Source organism: Mailhella massiliensis (assembly GCF_900155525.1).
GTDB classification, from domain to species: domain Bacteria; phylum Desulfobacterota; class Desulfovibrionia; order Desulfovibrionales; family Desulfovibrionaceae; genus Mailhella; species Mailhella massiliensis.
In genome coordinates, this window is the sequence record NZ_LT706951.1 from 76,477 (window position 1) to 91,048 (window position 14,572).

At 56.1% G+C, this 14,572-nt stretch carries 23 protein-coding genes; 18 read left to right on the forward strand and 5 right to left on the reverse strand.

The window, feature by feature from the left end; genetic code table 11:
* Nucleotides 1-70: 70 nt before the first annotated feature.
* The 11 genes from CZ345_RS05735 to CZ345_RS17685 all read left to right on the forward strand — a co-directional run bounded on the left by CZ345_RS05735 (nt 71) and on the right by CZ345_RS17685 (nt 9,182).
* On the forward strand, nt 71-745 hold the full coding sequence (locus tag CZ345_RS05735; protein ID WP_162274940.1) for a tellurite resistance TerB family protein: 675 nt from the start codon (nt 71-73) through the stop codon (nt 743-745).
* Nucleotides 746-1,169: 424 nt separating this feature from the next.
* Nucleotides 1,170-1,544 (forward strand): hypothetical protein, encoded by a 375-nt coding sequence (locus CZ345_RS05740; protein WP_077072235.1) that lies wholly within the window; start codon nt 1,170-1,172, stop codon nt 1,542-1,544.
* Nucleotides 1,545-2,132: 588 nt separating this feature from the next.
* Nucleotides 2,133-3,848, forward strand: coding sequence for a DNA primase family protein (locus tag CZ345_RS05745; protein ID WP_077072236.1), 1,716 nt, complete (start codon nt 2,133-2,135; stop codon nt 3,846-3,848).
* Nucleotides 3,841-4,230: a hypothetical protein gene (locus CZ345_RS17035; protein WP_162274941.1), complete on the forward strand. Its 390-nt coding sequence runs from the start codon at nt 3,841-3,843 to the stop codon at nt 4,228-4,230. The genes CZ345_RS05745 and CZ345_RS17035 overlap by 8 nt, the downstream gene beginning before the upstream one ends.
* On the forward strand, nt 4,227-5,681 hold the full coding sequence (locus CZ345_RS05750; RefSeq protein WP_077072237.1) for a primase-helicase zinc-binding domain-containing protein: 1,455 nt from the start codon (nt 4,227-4,229) through the stop codon (nt 5,679-5,681). Before CZ345_RS17035 ends, CZ345_RS05750 begins: the two co-directional genes overlap by 4 nt.
* Entirely contained in the window at nt 5,674-5,874 is a 201-nt protein-coding gene (locus CZ345_RS05755; protein ID WP_077072238.1) for a hypothetical protein, read from the forward strand. Before CZ345_RS05750 ends, CZ345_RS05755 begins: the two co-directional genes overlap by 8 nt.
* On the forward strand, nt 5,871-6,446 hold the full coding sequence (locus tag CZ345_RS05760; protein ID WP_077072239.1) for a hypothetical protein: 576 nt from the start codon (nt 5,871-5,873) through the stop codon (nt 6,444-6,446). The genes CZ345_RS05755 and CZ345_RS05760 overlap by 4 nt, the downstream gene beginning before the upstream one ends.
* The gene (locus CZ345_RS05765) at nt 6,427-8,223 is read left to right on the forward strand and encodes a terminase gpA endonuclease subunit (RefSeq protein ID WP_077072240.1); all 1,797 of its coding nucleotides are present in this window, start codon (nt 6,427-6,429) and stop codon (nt 8,221-8,223) included. Before CZ345_RS05760 ends, CZ345_RS05765 begins: the two co-directional genes overlap by 20 nt.
* On the forward strand, nt 8,223-8,411 hold the full coding sequence (locus CZ345_RS05770; protein WP_077072241.1) for a helix-turn-helix domain-containing protein: 189 nt from the start codon (nt 8,223-8,225) through the stop codon (nt 8,409-8,411). The genes CZ345_RS05765 and CZ345_RS05770 overlap by 1 nt, the downstream gene beginning before the upstream one ends.
* The gene (locus CZ345_RS05775; RefSeq protein ID WP_077072242.1) at nt 8,395-8,949 is read left to right on the forward strand and encodes a hypothetical protein; all 555 of its coding nucleotides are present in this window, start codon (nt 8,395-8,397) and stop codon (nt 8,947-8,949) included. The genes CZ345_RS05770 and CZ345_RS05775 overlap by 17 nt, the downstream gene beginning before the upstream one ends.
* 5 nt (nt 8,950-8,954) lie before the next feature.
* The gene (locus CZ345_RS17685) at nt 8,955-9,182 is read left to right on the forward strand and encodes a Lar family restriction alleviation protein (RefSeq protein WP_420843768.1); all 228 of its coding nucleotides are present in this window, start codon (nt 8,955-8,957) and stop codon (nt 9,180-9,182) included.
* On the opposite strand, the gene CZ345_RS17690 is transcribed toward CZ345_RS17685, so the two are convergent.
* Nucleotides 9,179-9,556 (reverse strand): putative phage abortive infection protein, encoded by a 378-nt coding sequence (locus CZ345_RS17690; RefSeq protein WP_077072244.1) that lies wholly within the window; start codon nt 9,554-9,556, stop codon nt 9,179-9,181. The two genes, CZ345_RS17685 and CZ345_RS17690, sit on opposite strands and share 4 nt — an antisense overlap.
* A gap of 128 nt (nt 9,557-9,684) precedes the next feature.
* Here CZ345_RS17690 and CZ345_RS05790 point away from each other — a divergent pair, with 128 nt between their 5' ends.
* Nucleotides 9,685-10,338 (forward strand): IS1595 family transposase, encoded by a 654-nt coding sequence (locus CZ345_RS05790; RefSeq protein WP_077071804.1) that lies wholly within the window; start codon nt 9,685-9,687, stop codon nt 10,336-10,338.
* 2 nt (nt 10,339-10,340) lie between these two features.
* On the opposite strand, the gene CZ345_RS05795 is transcribed toward CZ345_RS05790, so the two are convergent.
* Nucleotides 10,341-10,892 (reverse strand): hypothetical protein, encoded by a 552-nt coding sequence (locus CZ345_RS05795; RefSeq protein ID WP_144277258.1) that lies wholly within the window; start codon nt 10,890-10,892, stop codon nt 10,341-10,343.
* Between the two features lie 415 nt (nt 10,893-11,307).
* Here CZ345_RS05795 and CZ345_RS05800 point away from each other — a divergent pair, with 415 nt between their 5' ends.
* From CZ345_RS05800 to CZ345_RS05810, 3 genes are all read left to right on the forward strand, one after another.
* Nucleotides 11,308-11,592 carry a hypothetical protein gene (locus CZ345_RS05800; RefSeq protein WP_077072246.1) on the forward strand — a complete coding sequence of 95 codons (285 nt, stop codon included), beginning with the start codon at nt 11,308-11,310 and terminating at the stop codon, nt 11,590-11,592.
* Nucleotides 11,589-11,798 carry a hypothetical protein gene (locus CZ345_RS05805; protein ID WP_077072247.1) on the forward strand — a complete coding sequence of 70 codons (210 nt, stop codon included), beginning with the start codon at nt 11,589-11,591 and terminating at the stop codon, nt 11,796-11,798. Before CZ345_RS05800 ends, CZ345_RS05805 begins: the two co-directional genes overlap by 4 nt.
* Nucleotides 11,799-11,922: 124 nt before the next feature.
* Nucleotides 11,923-12,180 carry a hypothetical protein gene (locus CZ345_RS05810; protein WP_077072248.1) on the forward strand — a complete coding sequence of 86 codons (258 nt, stop codon included), beginning with the start codon at nt 11,923-11,925 and terminating at the stop codon, nt 12,178-12,180.
* 37 nt (nt 12,181-12,217) lie between these two features.
* Here CZ345_RS05810 and CZ345_RS05815 read toward each other — a convergent pair whose 3' ends face one another.
* Both CZ345_RS05815 and CZ345_RS05820 read right to left on the reverse strand, forming a co-directional pair.
* Nucleotides 12,218-12,598 (reverse strand): BrnA antitoxin family protein, encoded by a 381-nt coding sequence (locus CZ345_RS05815; RefSeq protein WP_204224236.1) that lies wholly within the window; start codon nt 12,596-12,598, stop codon nt 12,218-12,220.
* Complete coding sequence (locus tag CZ345_RS05820; protein WP_077072249.1) at nt 12,585-12,854, reverse strand: BrnT family toxin; 270 nt, start codon at nt 12,852-12,854, stop codon at nt 12,585-12,587. The genes CZ345_RS05815 and CZ345_RS05820 overlap by 14 nt, the downstream gene beginning before the upstream one ends.
* Nucleotides 12,855-13,181: 327 nt before the next feature.
* On the opposite strand from CZ345_RS05820, the gene CZ345_RS05825 reads away from it, so the two are divergent.
* Both CZ345_RS05825 and CZ345_RS05830 read left to right on the forward strand, forming a co-directional pair.
* Nucleotides 13,182-13,466, forward strand: a complete 285-nt coding sequence (locus CZ345_RS05825; protein ID WP_077072246.1) for a hypothetical protein — start codon at nt 13,182-13,184, stop codon at nt 13,464-13,466.
* Nucleotides 13,463-13,672, forward strand: a complete 210-nt coding sequence (locus CZ345_RS05830) for a hypothetical protein (protein ID WP_077072250.1) — start codon at nt 13,463-13,465, stop codon at nt 13,670-13,672. Before CZ345_RS05825 ends, CZ345_RS05830 begins: the two co-directional genes overlap by 4 nt.
* A gap of 46 nt (nt 13,673-13,718) precedes the next feature.
* Here CZ345_RS05830 and CZ345_RS05835 read toward each other — a convergent pair whose 3' ends face one another.
* Nucleotides 13,719-14,024 carry a helix-turn-helix domain-containing protein gene (locus tag CZ345_RS05835; protein ID WP_077072251.1) on the reverse strand — a complete coding sequence of 102 codons (306 nt, stop codon included), beginning with the start codon at nt 14,022-14,024 and terminating at the stop codon, nt 13,719-13,721.
* Nucleotides 14,025-14,333: 309 nt separating this feature from the next.
* On the opposite strand from CZ345_RS05835, the gene CZ345_RS05840 reads away from it, so the two are divergent.
* Entirely contained in the window at nt 14,334-14,570 is a 237-nt protein-coding gene (locus CZ345_RS05840) for a hypothetical protein (RefSeq protein WP_077072252.1), read from the forward strand.
* Nucleotides 14,571-14,572 lie beyond the last annotated feature (2 nt).

Sequence of the window (14,572 nt, forward strand, 5' to 3'; positions counted from 1 at the left end):
CTCCGTTGACTTCGGGGAGGGATGCCGTATGTCTACGGTAAGAACCCTCGATACTATGCAAGGAGTCCTCATGTCTCTTTTTGATGTTCTGAATCAGTCCGGTCTGAAATCCACGCTTGATACCCTTTCCAGCAAGGCGGGCAATATGGCCTCCACCCTTTCCTCACAGACTCCCGGCGGAGTGGGCGGCCTTCTCGGAGCGGGTGCGCTGGGCGCTCTTCTGGGGAGCTTCGTTTCCAAAAGCGTGCTGAAGGACGCCGCTCTGGTGGGAGCGGGCGCGGTGATCTGGAATTTCTATCAGAAGTGGAGCGCCGGTTCTGCCACGCCCGCCCAGGCCCCCGCAGCATCTGCCGGAAAGGATGATGCCGTCATGAACGACCGTACGGCCATGCTCATGCTGCGGGCCATGGTCTATGCCGCCCGCGCCGACGGCCATATCGACGCCGCCGAACAGGGCCGTATTCTCAAGCTGGTGGAGCAGCTCTTCCCCGGAAAGGACATGACCGCCGTCATGAACGGGCTTATGGCAGAACCCATCAACCCTGACGTGCTGGTCCGGGAAATCTGCGCTCCCGAACAGGGCGAGGATATCTACCGCCTGTCCTGCTTTATTGTGGACGTCGATCACTTTATGGAAAAAAGCTATCTTGAGGCGCTGGCTTCGGCCCTGCATATCACCCCGGAACGCAAGGGCGCTCTGGAGCTGGAAGCCGTGCAGGCGAAGCAGAAGCTGATTGCCGGATAGGCGCGCTTTTTCCGCCGGCAGGCGGAGAAACAGGGCGCAGGTATTCTGCATGAACTGCGGGAGAGGTTCGGAGCGCCGGCGCTTCGGCTTCTCCCGCATATTTTTCAAGTTCTTCCTGTTTTTGCTTCCCGTGAACCTTTGCGGTATCCGCCCGGGGAGGGCTGCGTTGCAGGAAAAAGGCCCGTGCATGCTTTCGACCATGAAAAGGTTTTGAAAGATTCCGGAAAGAGTTTTCTCCTTGCTATTTTTGGGGGGAAGCGGGATGGTATGCATAAGGATTCATCCTTCTTCACCTGCATGCGCAAGGTGGAAAACCAGGGCCGGTGCGCTGTGGATGCAACAGTGCGGAAAAGCCCGGCCTCACCCGCAGGCGACCTCAGGCCGTCTGAGCGGTTTTTCAGAAACCGCTGCAAGGAGTCCTTTTATGGAACTTTATGAAGGAATCAGAAACGCCCTGAAGAAGAGGGGCTGTCCGTGGATCGAGGAGCATGTTTTCGTATTCATGGGTCAGAGGCTTCACCTGGATATTCATGAACTCGGCCAGAATTATATTCTGAAGATCGTGCACCATGCAGCCGACAAGAAAAAGGCGGACAAGTTGGAACCCTATATCGAAAAGAATTTTTCGCTGGAAAAGACCGTGGCCAAGAGCTCTCTCGGCAAGGAGAGCCTGAAGAAGGTCTGTGAAGCTGTGGCGGACGGCTTTCTTTTCTGGCTGGAGGGGATGTGCTTCACCCCCACGGCGGCAAAGGAAACCATGCCCGTACGCAGCGACACGCATATGCGTCGCCTGCGCTGAATAGGAGAACGGGGAAGAACGGGCGGCCTGCCTTTCCCGTGCTTCCCGGGGCCTCTGCCTGTTCCGATGGACGGATCGGTTCGGCAGAGGCCCCGCTTTTCGTATAAGGCGGGGGAAGGTTCTTCTTCCTGCCGTAAGGCCGTAAAAAAGGCGCGTTCTTTGCGGACGCGCCTTTTTTACCTATGCCGCCCTGCGGCGGTATGAAGGACGGAACCCTTACACGTTGAACAGGAAGTTCCTGTTTCTAACCCTGTGTAATGTTTCAATAACTATTGATAAAAATAAACAAAACTCTGTCCATGCATCGGGGGGGCATCTCCCCTATATCTCCCCACTCAGTGTGGAGAGTTATGCTTTGCCGAATGCAAAGCTGGGGGAAGTAATCCTACTTCGCTCCCCCTTTCCCCCTGCAAAAAATATATCTGCCCATAATGTCATAGCGTCCTGTCGGCAATCTCGGGTCCTTTCCGGCTCCGGGCTTATGCGGGGGCTTGCCGAGCGCGAAGAGTGCCGGAAATTTTTTGAAAATAAATCCGAAATTTGGAAAGCCCGCGGCGCATCTTCGGCCGCAGGCATGGAGGTGGCCGCATGAGTGACCACCGAAACGACATGCCGAAGACGCCCCAGGAACGGCAGGCTCCGCAGGAATGGCTGAAGGGCGAGATCATCCGGGCGGAAGTGCAGCGCAAGGCCGAGGAAGAGGCGGCCAATCTGGCCAGGCTGAAGGCGGAGGCCGGAACATCCTCCGAACAGCGCCGGGGAGACAAGGACGCCGAGACCAGGCAGCGCTTTGTGGAAGACTGCGCGGAGGCCGGGCAGAAGGGTTCCGGCATTCTCTTCAATGCGCTTTGCCGCGGTCAGCTCATCTTCGTCCCCGAGTGGGACAGCTGGCTGGAGTGGAAAGGGCAGTTCTGGTCCAGAATATGGCCGTTCGAGGCGGCCTCCCGTGTGGAGAACGTGGCACAGGCCTATCTGGAAGGCGCGGAACGGCTGAGAGGCATGGCCGTATCGGCACGGGCGGAAGACGACCAGGAACAGGCCAAGCAGCTGGATGCCCGCGGGCGCAAGCTCAGGCAGGCGGCCGACAAGCTCCACCAGAAGCAGGGCATCAATGCCTGTCTGGATTTGTCCCTTTCTCATGAGAGCCGCTTGACGGTTCCCGGCGTGCGGTTGGATGCGGATAACTTTGCCATTGTGGTGAAGAACGGCGTGGTGGACATGCGTTCCGGCATGCTGCGTCCCGGCAGACCGGAAGACTACTTTTCCCGCCACTGCACCGTGGAATGGCAAGGTCTGGAAGCCCCCTGCCCTAAGTGGGAGCGGATGCTGTTCGAGATCTTCGGAGAAGATCCCGAAGTCCTGCACTACATGCACAAGCTTTTGGGCATGGCGCTGTGCGGGGAGATATCGGAAAAGATTTTCGTGGTTTTGCTGGGCGCGGAAGGCGATTCCGGCAAGACGACTATTTTTGAAATCATTTATGAGCTTTTTACCGGCAGCGACGGTACCAGTGAAACCGGTTATGCCGCGCCCATGCCGGTGGAACTTCTGCTTGACCAGGGCACGCCGCAGAATCCGAATTCCCCCACGCCGGCCGTTTTGGAAATGAAGGGTCAGCGCATCATGTGGGCCTCGGAACCGGGAGAGAACCGGCGCTTCTCGGTGGACAAAATAAAGCTCATGAGCGGCGACGACTCCCTGGTGGGCCGTTCCCCCTACGACAAGGGCAATACCAAGTTCCGGCCGACGCATACGCTTTTTCTTTTGACCAACCACAAGATGCGCGCCGGAGACAACGATTCCGCCTTCTGGAAACGCATCAAGCTGGTGGTGTGTCCGTTTTCCTTCGTGTCCGAGCCCGATCCGAACAATCCTCTGGAGCGTCTGGTCAACAAGAATCTGAAGAACGAGATTCTGGCTGAAGAAGGCCCGGGGGTTCTGGCGTGGTTTGTGCGGGGCTTCCAGCTCTATGAAATCGAGGGGCTCATACCGCCCGAGAAGATACGCAGGGATACCGAAGCCTACCGCAGGGAGGAAAGCATTGTTCTGCAGTTTGCGGACGCCTGCCTGGAAGCGGACCCCGACGCGCCGCGTCTGGCGGCTGCGCATCTTTATGCGGTGTTCAAGGCGTGGTTCGAGGACAAGATGAGCCGCAAAAGCTGCCCCTCCATAACCACCTTCGGCAAGCTGGCCAAGCGTACCATTCGGAGCGAGAAGGCAGGCGGCCGTGTCTGGTATTACGGCTACCGCTTCAACGATCAGGCCGAACACGACTACCCGAAAGAGGTGCAGGACCATGCTTAACTTGAAGCATTGCTTGAACTCTGTGCCGGGGCATGACACTTCCATGATACTGCCAGGACACTGGTGTCATGGTAAGTTTTTCAGGGAAAACGCATGGTTGGGGTATAAACATGACAGTATGACAGTTTTTCCCGTAAAAGTCCCTACGCGCGCGTGCATATATGCGCGCGCATATACATACTGTCATACTATCATATTTATTAAGAAAAAAGGTAATAACCATCATAAAAGAATAGACTTTTCAGCCATGACAGTTTCGGAGAAAAGTATCATGGAACTGTCATGGCGCCGTCATGGTGTCATGGCCGGGGCTCCGGCGGCTTTTGGGCATATCATCATGGCCTGCCTGATTGCCCGGCGGATGCGGGGAGGTGCGGCATGATGACCGTTACCGACCTGTACACGGCGCGGGGCCTTGCGCTGAAGAGCAAGGGCCGCAACAGCCGTGGCGCGGAGTTTGCCGGGCCGTGCCCTCTCTGCGGCGGCAGAGACCGCTTTCTGGTATGGCCCGAGCAGAACGACGGCCGGGGCTCCTACAGCTGCCGCCAGTGCGGCATCAGCGGCGATGTCATCCAGTGGCTCATGGACGTGGAAGGCATGACCTTCCGGCAGGCGGCGCAGGCGGCCGGCAGGGCGTGGGAGAAGCGCCCGGTGAAAAGTGCGCCTCAGGAGCCGCAGAAGCGCGAAAAGGCTCCGGCGCGGCTCGATGCACGGGCAATACCGGAACCGGCGCGCAACGCCGCCCTGTGGCGCGCGGAAGCCGCACATTTTATCGAATCCCGGCATCAGGCGCTCTGGACGCAGACGAAAGCCCGGCAGTACCTGGCGGCGCGCGGGCTGGATGAGGTCGCCGTGCGGGAATACCGGCTCGGCTGGCAGGGCGGAGAAAACGGCCGCGCGCACATCATGCGCCTGCGTAAAAACTGGGGCCTGCCGGAAGAAGCGCCGCGCGAACCAGGCGGCCGTATGCGCCGGGCCATGTGGATTCCCCGCGGCATAGTGATTCCCTGCCTTGCGGCCGACGGCGGCGTGGAACGCATCCGCATCCGCCGCCCGGATGCCGACAGAAAAGCAACGCTCCCGAACCTGAAATACTACGTCATGCCCGGCAGCGGCGGCGCGCCGCTTTTCCTGCCCATGAAGCCGGGCGCCTTCCGCAGAACTCCGGCCTGCGTGGTGGTGGAGGCCGAGCTCGACGCCATGCTGGTGCACCGGGCCGCCGGGGAATGCTGTTCCGTGCTGGCCGTGGGAACGGCCCACCTTCGGCACCTGCCCGCCGGGCTCATGGAAGAGCTGAAAAGGCTGCCCGTCATTCTTGTGGCCATGGATGTGGACGCCAACGGCGCGGGTGGCCGTGGCTGGGAGCTGTGGCGGGAGACCTTTCCGCAGGCGGTACGCTGGCCGTGCATACACGGCAAGGACCCGGGCGAGATGTTCCAGGCGGCGGTTCCGGGGCACGGTCATGACGATGTTCGGGACTGGGTGCTGGCGGGGCTTCCCCCTCTGTACGCCGCGGCCGCCGTGCGTGGGAAAAGGGAGGAGCCCCGGCCGGAGCAGCCTGCCCCGGCTCCCGAAGAGCCGCCTGCACGCCCGGAACCGTCTTTCCCCACGCATCCGGTGTGGGATTTGAACGGCTATTACCTGGGCGCTGAGCTTGTGCGCGAGTGCCTGCGGGCCAACGGGCTCACGCTGGTTCCCGCAGGCGGCGACGTGAGAGTGAGCGGTGCCGGCCGGCTGCCGGACAGGGAATATGTGAAGCTGCTGCCGTTTCTCCGGCGGCACCGGGACTACATCGACGAGATAGCCGGAAGAATGGAGGGCGAACATGCTTAAGCCGAGAGACCGCAAGGGAAGGAGAAATGGAGAGCACGACCCGCGCTTTCATGTGGCCAAGGATGCTCTGTACTTGCACAAGTGCCACGACTGCGACAGAAAGACTACGGACTACCGCTGCCCGGCCTGCCTGAGAAAGTGGCGGCTGAAAAACGGCGTGTACCTGAACGCCGACGACGAGGAGGGCTTATGACTCAGGCGGCAACCACCTTCCGCACGGCGGCCGATGCCGTGGAATGGCTGAAGATGCAGGGCTTCAAGATCAGCGCGCCGCAGTTCTCCCGGCATTTCAGGGCCGGAAAGATCGCCCGCGACGGCGACGGATTTTTTACGGCCGCGGCGCTTCTGGGCTATGCAGCGGCCCAGCTTCAGCCCGTGGCCCGCATCAACGATGCGGAGAGCCGCAGCGTTGCGCTCGGCAAGATGAGCGCGGATTCGGAACTCAAAACCGTTCGTGCCGCCCGTGAGCGTCTGAAGCTGGAAAAGGAGCAGGGCAAGCTCATGAGCGTGGAGGTTCACGAGCAGGACCTTGCCGCCCGTGCGGTGTTCTTCAAATCGGAGGTGCAAAGCTTCATTCACCGCAAGGCCGGGGAAATCATTGCGCTTGTGGGCGGGCGGGAAGAAGCCGTGCCCGAGCTTGTCGCGTGGTGGGAAGAAGCCACGGCGGACTGGTTCGACGCCTGGAGCGATGAGCAGGAATTCGTGACGCAGGACGGCGACGCCGCCGAAGACGTGGAGGCCGACGATGAAGCTCTCCCTGACTGAAACGGAGCGGCGCATATTCCGCAAGCGTGAAATTCCGTCGGTGTCGCGCTGGGCGGCGCAGCATCTCATTGTGCCGGACGGTCCCTATGCCGGGGCGCGGTACCGGCGCGACGTGAACCCGTACCTGGCGGGCATCATGGATGCCTTTTCCGAGCGCAGCGTGGAGGAAGTGGTCGTCTGCGGCGCTCCGCAAACGGGTAAAACGCTGTGCCTGTACGCCTGCCTGTGCTGGTGCATCGACTACCGCCCGGCGCCGCGTATGCTGGCCATGCCGGACGATGAAACGCTGGCCCGCGTGGTGGAAGCCAAGCTGAAGCCCATGTTCCGCAAAACGCGGCCCGTGCGCGAGCTTCTCGGCAAGAGCAAGGGCGGCCGCACGGGCTTTGCCGACGGCACGGCCCTGTACCTGTCCAGCGCGGCCAGCGCCAGCCAGCGCGCGTCCATTTCCGTGCAGGATCTGTTTCTGGACGAGGAATCTCTGTTCCGTGCGTTTGCGGGCCATGGCGACCCGGTGACGGACTTTCGGGAAAGAACACGCTCCTACCCCTACACGCGCAAGATTATGCGCATCAGCAAGCCCGTGGGCGATGAAACCACCACGATATGGGCCGACCTGGCCGCCATGGACGAAGTGCGCCGCTATCGGGTGGTGTGCCCCGCCTGCGGGACGGAACAGGTGATGCAGCCGGAGAACATCATTTCCGAGCACGGCGTGAAGGACCCCGTGCGTGTGCGGCGTGAAAAGCTGGGGCGCTACCGCTGCCCGCACTGTGCCTATCACTGGACGGACTACGCCCGCGACCAGGCCGTGGCGCGCGGCCGCTGGGAGGCGGACAACCCGCTTCCTTCTCCCCACCGCGTGGGGTTCCACCTTCCGGCCTACCTTTCCGCCGCCGTGTCCCTTTCCGAGATACGGGCGGCGCAGCTGGAACTGGAAAAAACGGACGATGCCGACGCCCATCAGGCCTACGCCAACGGCATGTTGGCCATGCCGTACACGCCGGTCATCGCCAAAACGAGCGAGGCGGAAGTGCTGGAGCTGGTGGACCGCGAGCTTGCGCCCTGCACGGTGCCTGCCGGCTATCGTGCCGTCACGCTCGGCATAGATATGCAGAAGGTCGGCTTCTGGTACATGGCCGTTGCCTGGACCGGAAGACTGGACGGCGCGGTCATCGACTACGGCCGCCTTCAGGACTGGGAGGACGTGTACCGCAAGGTCTTTGAAACGGAATACGCGGTGCAGGGGCAGGAAGATCCCGTGCCCGTGTGGCGCGCCGCGCTCGATACCGGCGGTGGGCTGGAAGGGGACGCCATATCCCGCACGGAACAGGCCTATGACTTTTTGCGGCGGTACGGCATGGGCGTGTTGTGGGGAACCAAGGGCGCGAGTCACCGGCAGAGCATTCCGGTACACTGGACGCTTCTGGAGCGCATGCCGCAGAGCCGTACCTCCATTCCCGGAGGCCTGCGCCTGTACCTGCTGGATACCGACTACTTCAAGACATGGACAACGGCCCGCCTTCAGCCCGGAAGCCGCCAGCCCTTCCGCCTCCATGCCGGATGCGATGAAGCCCTGGCCAGGCAGCTCACGGCGGAACAGCTGGTGCGGGAGAAGGGCAAGCGCGTGTGGAAGCAGCGCCGCAGGGACAATCACTGGTTCGACTGCCTGTGCCTGTGTACGGCCGCCGCACATTCCACCTGGACGCCGAGCCTTTCGCGCATACTGGAAGCCGTGGAAGAGGAAGAACCCGCCTTTGCCGAGCGGAAGGGGGCGTGATGCAGCTTGTGGGAATGAAGGAAATATGCGCGCACATGAAGCGCAGCGAGCGCACGGTGCGCAGGCTCATACGCCTGCACGAGCTCCCCGCCGTGAAGATTGAAGGCGAGTGGATATCGGACAGCGAGCTCATCCATGTGTGGCTGCGGGAAAAGATAAGGGACGGAAAGCATGGGAAAAAGAAGTGACCGCAGGGCCGAGGCGGAAAAAAGGGACAGGCTGCTTCATCTTCTGCTCATCATCATGACCATCTACGACCAGTGGATGATGGGCCTGAGCGGCGGGGGAGAAAGAGAGGGCGATGCCGTGCCCGCGCTGGATATGCGCGCCTGTGAAGCGGCATGGGCAAAAAGGCAGCTTGCCCGCGTGTACCGCCGCATGGCGGAGTGCTTCGAGCTCCTGGGCTATCATGGCCGTTATTGCCTGAATGCCGGGCAGTTCCGCAGCGTGAACGAGAAGGTGGCGGCCATGAATGAATGTCTGCGCCGCCATGTTTCCGGCGTATCTGGTGAACTTCATGAACTCGTCACCTGCACCAGGGTGCTGAGCTTCATGCTTTCCGTACTGGTGCAGGCGACGCACGAAACACGCCGTTCCGTGCTCATGCTGGACGGCGTGTTTTCCACATTTGCGGATCACTGGTTTCCCAACGACGTGCCCATGGCGCAGGCCGTGGTGAACATCTACGCGGAGTCCTGCGGCCGCGTGCTGGGGGTGAAGATATGAGTGAAATGTTCAAGGACTCCTTGAAGTGTTGCCCCTTCTGCGGAGGGGAGGCGGAAATCAGAATGGATACGGACAGCTCCGGCGGCGGGCTGTATGTGTATGCCGTATGCACGGGCTGCGGCATACACGGGGCTCCGGCGTGGGCCGTACCGGGGGTAAAGGAAAGGCGGGCAGCCGTGGAAGAGGTTGCCCGCCTGTGGAATAGAAGAGTCAGGTGTAGAAAATTAAGTTAATGCGTGAATGCAGATTTCCCATAAAGAACGAATGGTTTATCATGGAGTGGATCATGATCTAGTCTTTCATTGTTCAGATTATGGAAGAGGCAAGTATCTTCTACTAATGATTTGAATTTTATATTATTAGCATTACGTATACATGCATAATAATATATAAAGAGGAGCTCTTCTTGGTTGAATTCTGCCCGAAGAGTTCTAAGATAGGATTCAATATTAATTTTTTTTCTGTTGTCATTTAATAGTATCAACATGGAATATATATTATGAAAATATTGAGCTGTGCAATATGATGTATGATAATCAATAATATTGAAAGTTTTTTCTAATATAAATAAAAAAATATCTTTATAATTGTTGTTATATTCCTTCATAAAATCTATTTTTTCGCCTTTTTTTGACCAGTCTATTTTTATACTTTTTATTTTTTTTGATAATTCATTAGGTATATCAATATTTTTAGGGGCTGTCCTAGCTAAGAAAAAAGAGCTAGGATACCGGCATGTATGAAAGACGCAGCAGACTAAATAATCGGCAACAGACCGAACTCATAAAGTTTTTTGTGGCCGGTGCCACGGCAAGGGCTGCCGGAGAGATGGTAGGAGTAAACCGTAACACTGCCACATCCTATTTCATGCGCTTGCGACGTCTTATTGCTTCTCATCTCCCCAGCTATCGGCTGTCCGGAGAAATAGAAGCCGATGAAAGTTACTTTGGAGGTGTAAGAAAAGGTAAACGAGGACGGGGATCTGCCGGAAAAATAGCTGTTTTTGGTCTATTGAAGAGAAACGAAAGAGTCTACACAGTAATCATTCCTGATGCCCGTACTGAAACACTTCTCCCCATCATCAAAGAACAGGTGGAACCTGACAGTATAGTCTATACAGATACATTTTCAGCTTACAACGCCTTGGATATCAACGGATTCCATCATCATCGTATCAATCATTCTCAGAAGTTTGCAGAACACCATAATCATATCAATGGAATAGAAAATTTCTGGAATCAAGCCAAAAGACACTTACGTCGTTTTAACGGTATCAAGCCAGAACACTTTTACTGGTTCCTCAAAGAATGCGAATGGCGCTTCAATGGAGGCAACCATAAACAACTTCTAACTCAGCTAACTTATTGGGTAAAACAAGCTAAACACTAGTCTTAGCTAGGACAGCCCCTATTTTTAATAGAAAGTATATTATGATTTTGATTTGATATATTATGAAAATTGTTATTAATTGATACTTCAATAGTTTTTAAACAAAATTCTATAGCTTTATATCCAGTGGCAATACTATCAATATAATTTTTTTCTTTATATAAGTGATAGTCTTCATTTAATATTTGTATAGGAAATTTTAAATTATTAACAATAGTTCTATGGTTATTAAGTAATATAAAAAAGTGTGAAATAACCCGTTCAGTTTCTACTTCAAGATCATGTTTTTTGATAGTCTGTTGTTGTAACCAGATAAGGTAAACAGTAGCAAGGGCAGAAAGAGCAGAAAAGAATGTTCCAATGGGAATAAGCCAGTTTTCTCTTTCATTACTTAGTATAAGTTTATCAAAAATCGTAATTTGTTGTTTATCTGTAAAAGATGTATCATAAGGTATGTTTTGTTGAAAAATCTCAACTCCAGCAATAAAAACTAAAAAGGTGCCGATAACTATTAGAAGAAGAACAATAATATTTTTACCGTTATCCTTCAGCATCCCATCCCCCTGCATCAAAGTGAAATCCTTGCTATAGCTGCTCTCAAAAGTGATTAAAATCAAGGGATAACAGAAGAAGGGAGAGATGCTTTCCAATCTGTAAATGATTCCGTGGACTTTGCCGTGCTTACTTCCAGAGCCTTCCTCCTCTTGACATTCCCGTGAAAATTTAATTCACTGAACGCACGGAGCCTCGAAACCTCCGATATTCAGAGACGGTCAGCCCTTCCCGAAGAAGGCTATTTTCATGCCCTGCGCCGGAAAAGCAGCGGCATCTTGTCGGCTATTTAAGGCCGGGAGTAGGCTAATAGAATACCCTTCGGGGGAATAGGCCTGGGCGTTCTCTGACGTTTTCGAGCTCCCGGCCTTTTTTGCGTTCTGCAGAAGGCCCATCGAAAAATCAGAGAGGTGCTTTATGAAGTTTGAATCCCTGGAAAAGTGCGGCGGCAAGTGGTTCTCATCGCTCGACCGTTCGGCCCAGAATGCCGTAACGGACCTTGGTTATTACATCTACGTTGACCTTGAGAACCTGCAGACGCGGCTGCGTACGCTTTCCGAGCTTACAGGCCAGCAGAGCGAAGGGCTGCCCATTGCCGACATGGACGGCCTCGGACTCATCATCGGGGACTACGCTGAAGCTCTGGACGCCGTGATAGAGCATTTCCGTGATATGCGTTCCGCCGGGAGGGTATCGGTATGAAGAAGCTCTCCCTTGACCTGAATGCGGAAGTGGAACGCCTGCGCCGGGTAAACGCCCGCCTCATGACCGCCGTGCGCCGCGGCCGCGAAGACTACGCGGAACTGCTGGAAGTCTCCCACGCTTCCATAGACTACCTGCGGAGGGAACTTGCCGCACTGGAGGCCGAAAACCTCAGCCTGAATATCCGCCTTGGCTCGGTGAACTGATACCCATGAATGAAGCCCCGGAGCTTTTGCTTCGGGGCTTTTCTGTCTGTCGTCTTGACGAAATGGTACGAGATATGGATTGTGAAGAGAAACAAGCCTTCGTTGACGGATGAGGTATAATCCCATGAAAGTGATGGATACGGATTTTGATGACCGCTTTGACAACGGGGAAAGTATTATGCCTTATGCCGACCTGCCCAAAGCAGTACGTCCCAATACGATGAAGCGAGAGAAAAGGCTGTCCCGCCTTGCCGACATGACGGATGAGGAAGTGCTGCGCCGGGCCGAGTCTGACCCGGACTGCCGGCCGCTCAGTGAAGAACAGCTTGCGCGCATGGTCCCGTTGCGGGAGCGCAGTTCTGCAAAAGCAATAAAAGGGTAAACGAATCCCCCGGAGCGTTCGCTTCGGGGGATATCTTTTAAAGGCCCATGGCTATGGCCTTGCGCAAAACCTCTTCCATTCTTACCTGCCAGCCTTTGCCGGTCTTGCGGAAGTGCTCCACGATGTCGGCATCGAATCGGGCGGTAAACTGAATCTTCGGGCGCTCCGACTTCGGGCGTCCGCGCTTTTTCAGCAGCGCTTCCGCCACGTCCGCCGGGAAAATCTCCGGCAGCACCTCATGGGCAGGGCGGGCCGAAGCCATCATCTCTTCCGTCAGTTCGGGAGCGGCGTCGGGGTCTTCATGCATGGCCCTGGTGATTTCCTCGTCGCTCATGGGGCGGCGTGCTCCGTCAAGGCGGGGCAGGCGTTCCAGCTCTTCTGCAGAGTAGCTCACGATGTTTTCTTCAGGATGCTTCATATTTCTTTCTCTCCCGACTGTTGGCTTTTCTGTAACTGATGATTCGCAGATTTTTTCCCCGGAGGGTAAAGGTCAGACTCATGAGCCTGCCGTCATCCCTCAGAAGAAAGGCATTATATCGGACTTCGCCATAGTCCTGCCGGTCATCCTGCTGGATGATGGCAGAAGTCCAATCAAGCAGCACAACATCGGCAAAGTCTTCACCGTGTTTCTCCAGATTGATTCTGCGTTTGTTTTCGTCCCACTCGTATTGCATGGAATTTATATAACAACAAAAATATGGCAAGGTCAATATTTGTAGTTATAAAATTTTTCTTGACATTCCCGGGAAAATTTAATTCACTGAACGCACGGAGCCTGAGAAACTCCTCTTACAGCGGTTCAGCCATCACCCCGAAAGCGTGGCTATTTTCATGCCCTGCGCCGGAAAAGCAGCGGCATCTTGTCGGCTATTTAAGGCCGGGAGTAGGCTAATAGAATACCCTTCGGGGGAATAGGCCTGGACGTCTGTAAGCGTTTCTCAGCTCCCGGCCTTTTTTGCGCTCTGCAGAAGGCCAATGAGAAAATCTTACAGAGGTGCCTTATGAAGTTTGAATCCCTGGAAAAGTGCGGCGGCAAGTGGTTCTCATCGCTCGACCGTTCGGCCCAGAATGCCGTAACGGACCTTGGTTACTACATCTACGTTGACCTTGAGAACCTGCAGACGCGGTTGCGTACGCTTTCCGAGCTTACAGGCCAGCAGAGCGAAGGGCTGCCCATTGCCGACATGGACGGCCTCGGACTCATCATCGGGGACTACGCGGAAGCTCTGGACGCCGTGATAGAGCATTTCCGTGATATGCGTTCTGCCGGGAGGGTATCGGTATGAAGAAACTCTCCCTTGACCTGAATGCGGAAGTGGAACGCCTGCGCAGGGTAGACGCCCGCCTCATGACCGCCGTGCGCCGCGGCCGCGAAGACTACGCGGAACTGCTGGAAGTCTCCCACGCTTCCATAGACTACCTGCGGAGGGAACTTGCCGCACTGGAGGCCGAAAACCTCAGCCTGAATATCCGCCTTGGCTCGGTGAACTGATACCGATAAAACGAATCCCCCGGAGCTTTCGTTTCGGGGGATTTTTTTACTTGATTTTGGCAATGATATCCGCCGGGAAAATCTCCGGCAGCACCTCACGGGCAGGCCTGGCCGAAGCCATCATTTCTTCCGTCAGTTCGGGGGCGTCGTCTTCGTCAAGGACCACATTGTCCGCATTCTTGATGACGGCATCCCAGTTGATGGAGCTCATACCCTTGGCCCGGGCAATGTCACCCATGGCGGACATGATGAGTTCGCTGTCGCCCGTCTCCATGATTTCAGAAAGATATGTGGCCATGATTTCTTCATTTTTAAGAAGTTCGGCCATATCGAGTTCAGGCAATTCCTTCATCATCTTTCCTTGATGGCCTGCCAGAGTTCGCAGGCTTTTTTATGGGGAAAGTGTAGCCGCGAGGCTACAAAAGGCAAGAGCCGTAAAGGCTGCTCCGCTCCCGGTTCCGAGCGGGATTTTCCCCCGAAATTCTGCCGTAAATCGTTCGCTTTTAAAAACGTGTCAACGGTAAATATGGGTCTTTTACCGGTATATAAGGTCCTTTTACCGGTATATGGCGGTATATGCCGACACCCCCATTTTCCGGGGTTACGTTTTTTCCCATGTTCGCGGGCATCATGCCCGCGGAAAAAACATGGGGCAAAAAACATGACCTATACCTGGTGCGAACTGGAAGAGCAGCTTCTGGAAGACATGGCTTCCGGCGGCTTCGGAAAAGTCCAGAGCTACAGCGTGAGCACGGCGGGCGGCTCCCGTAATTTCAGCTACCGCACGCTCTCCGAGCTGAAGGATCTGCTTGCCTACGTTCAGAGCCGCTGCTCCATGGAGCGCGGCAAGGTTCCCTATGTGGGCCGGACCTGCGCGGGCAGCGCCGGGAGGTCGTGAAC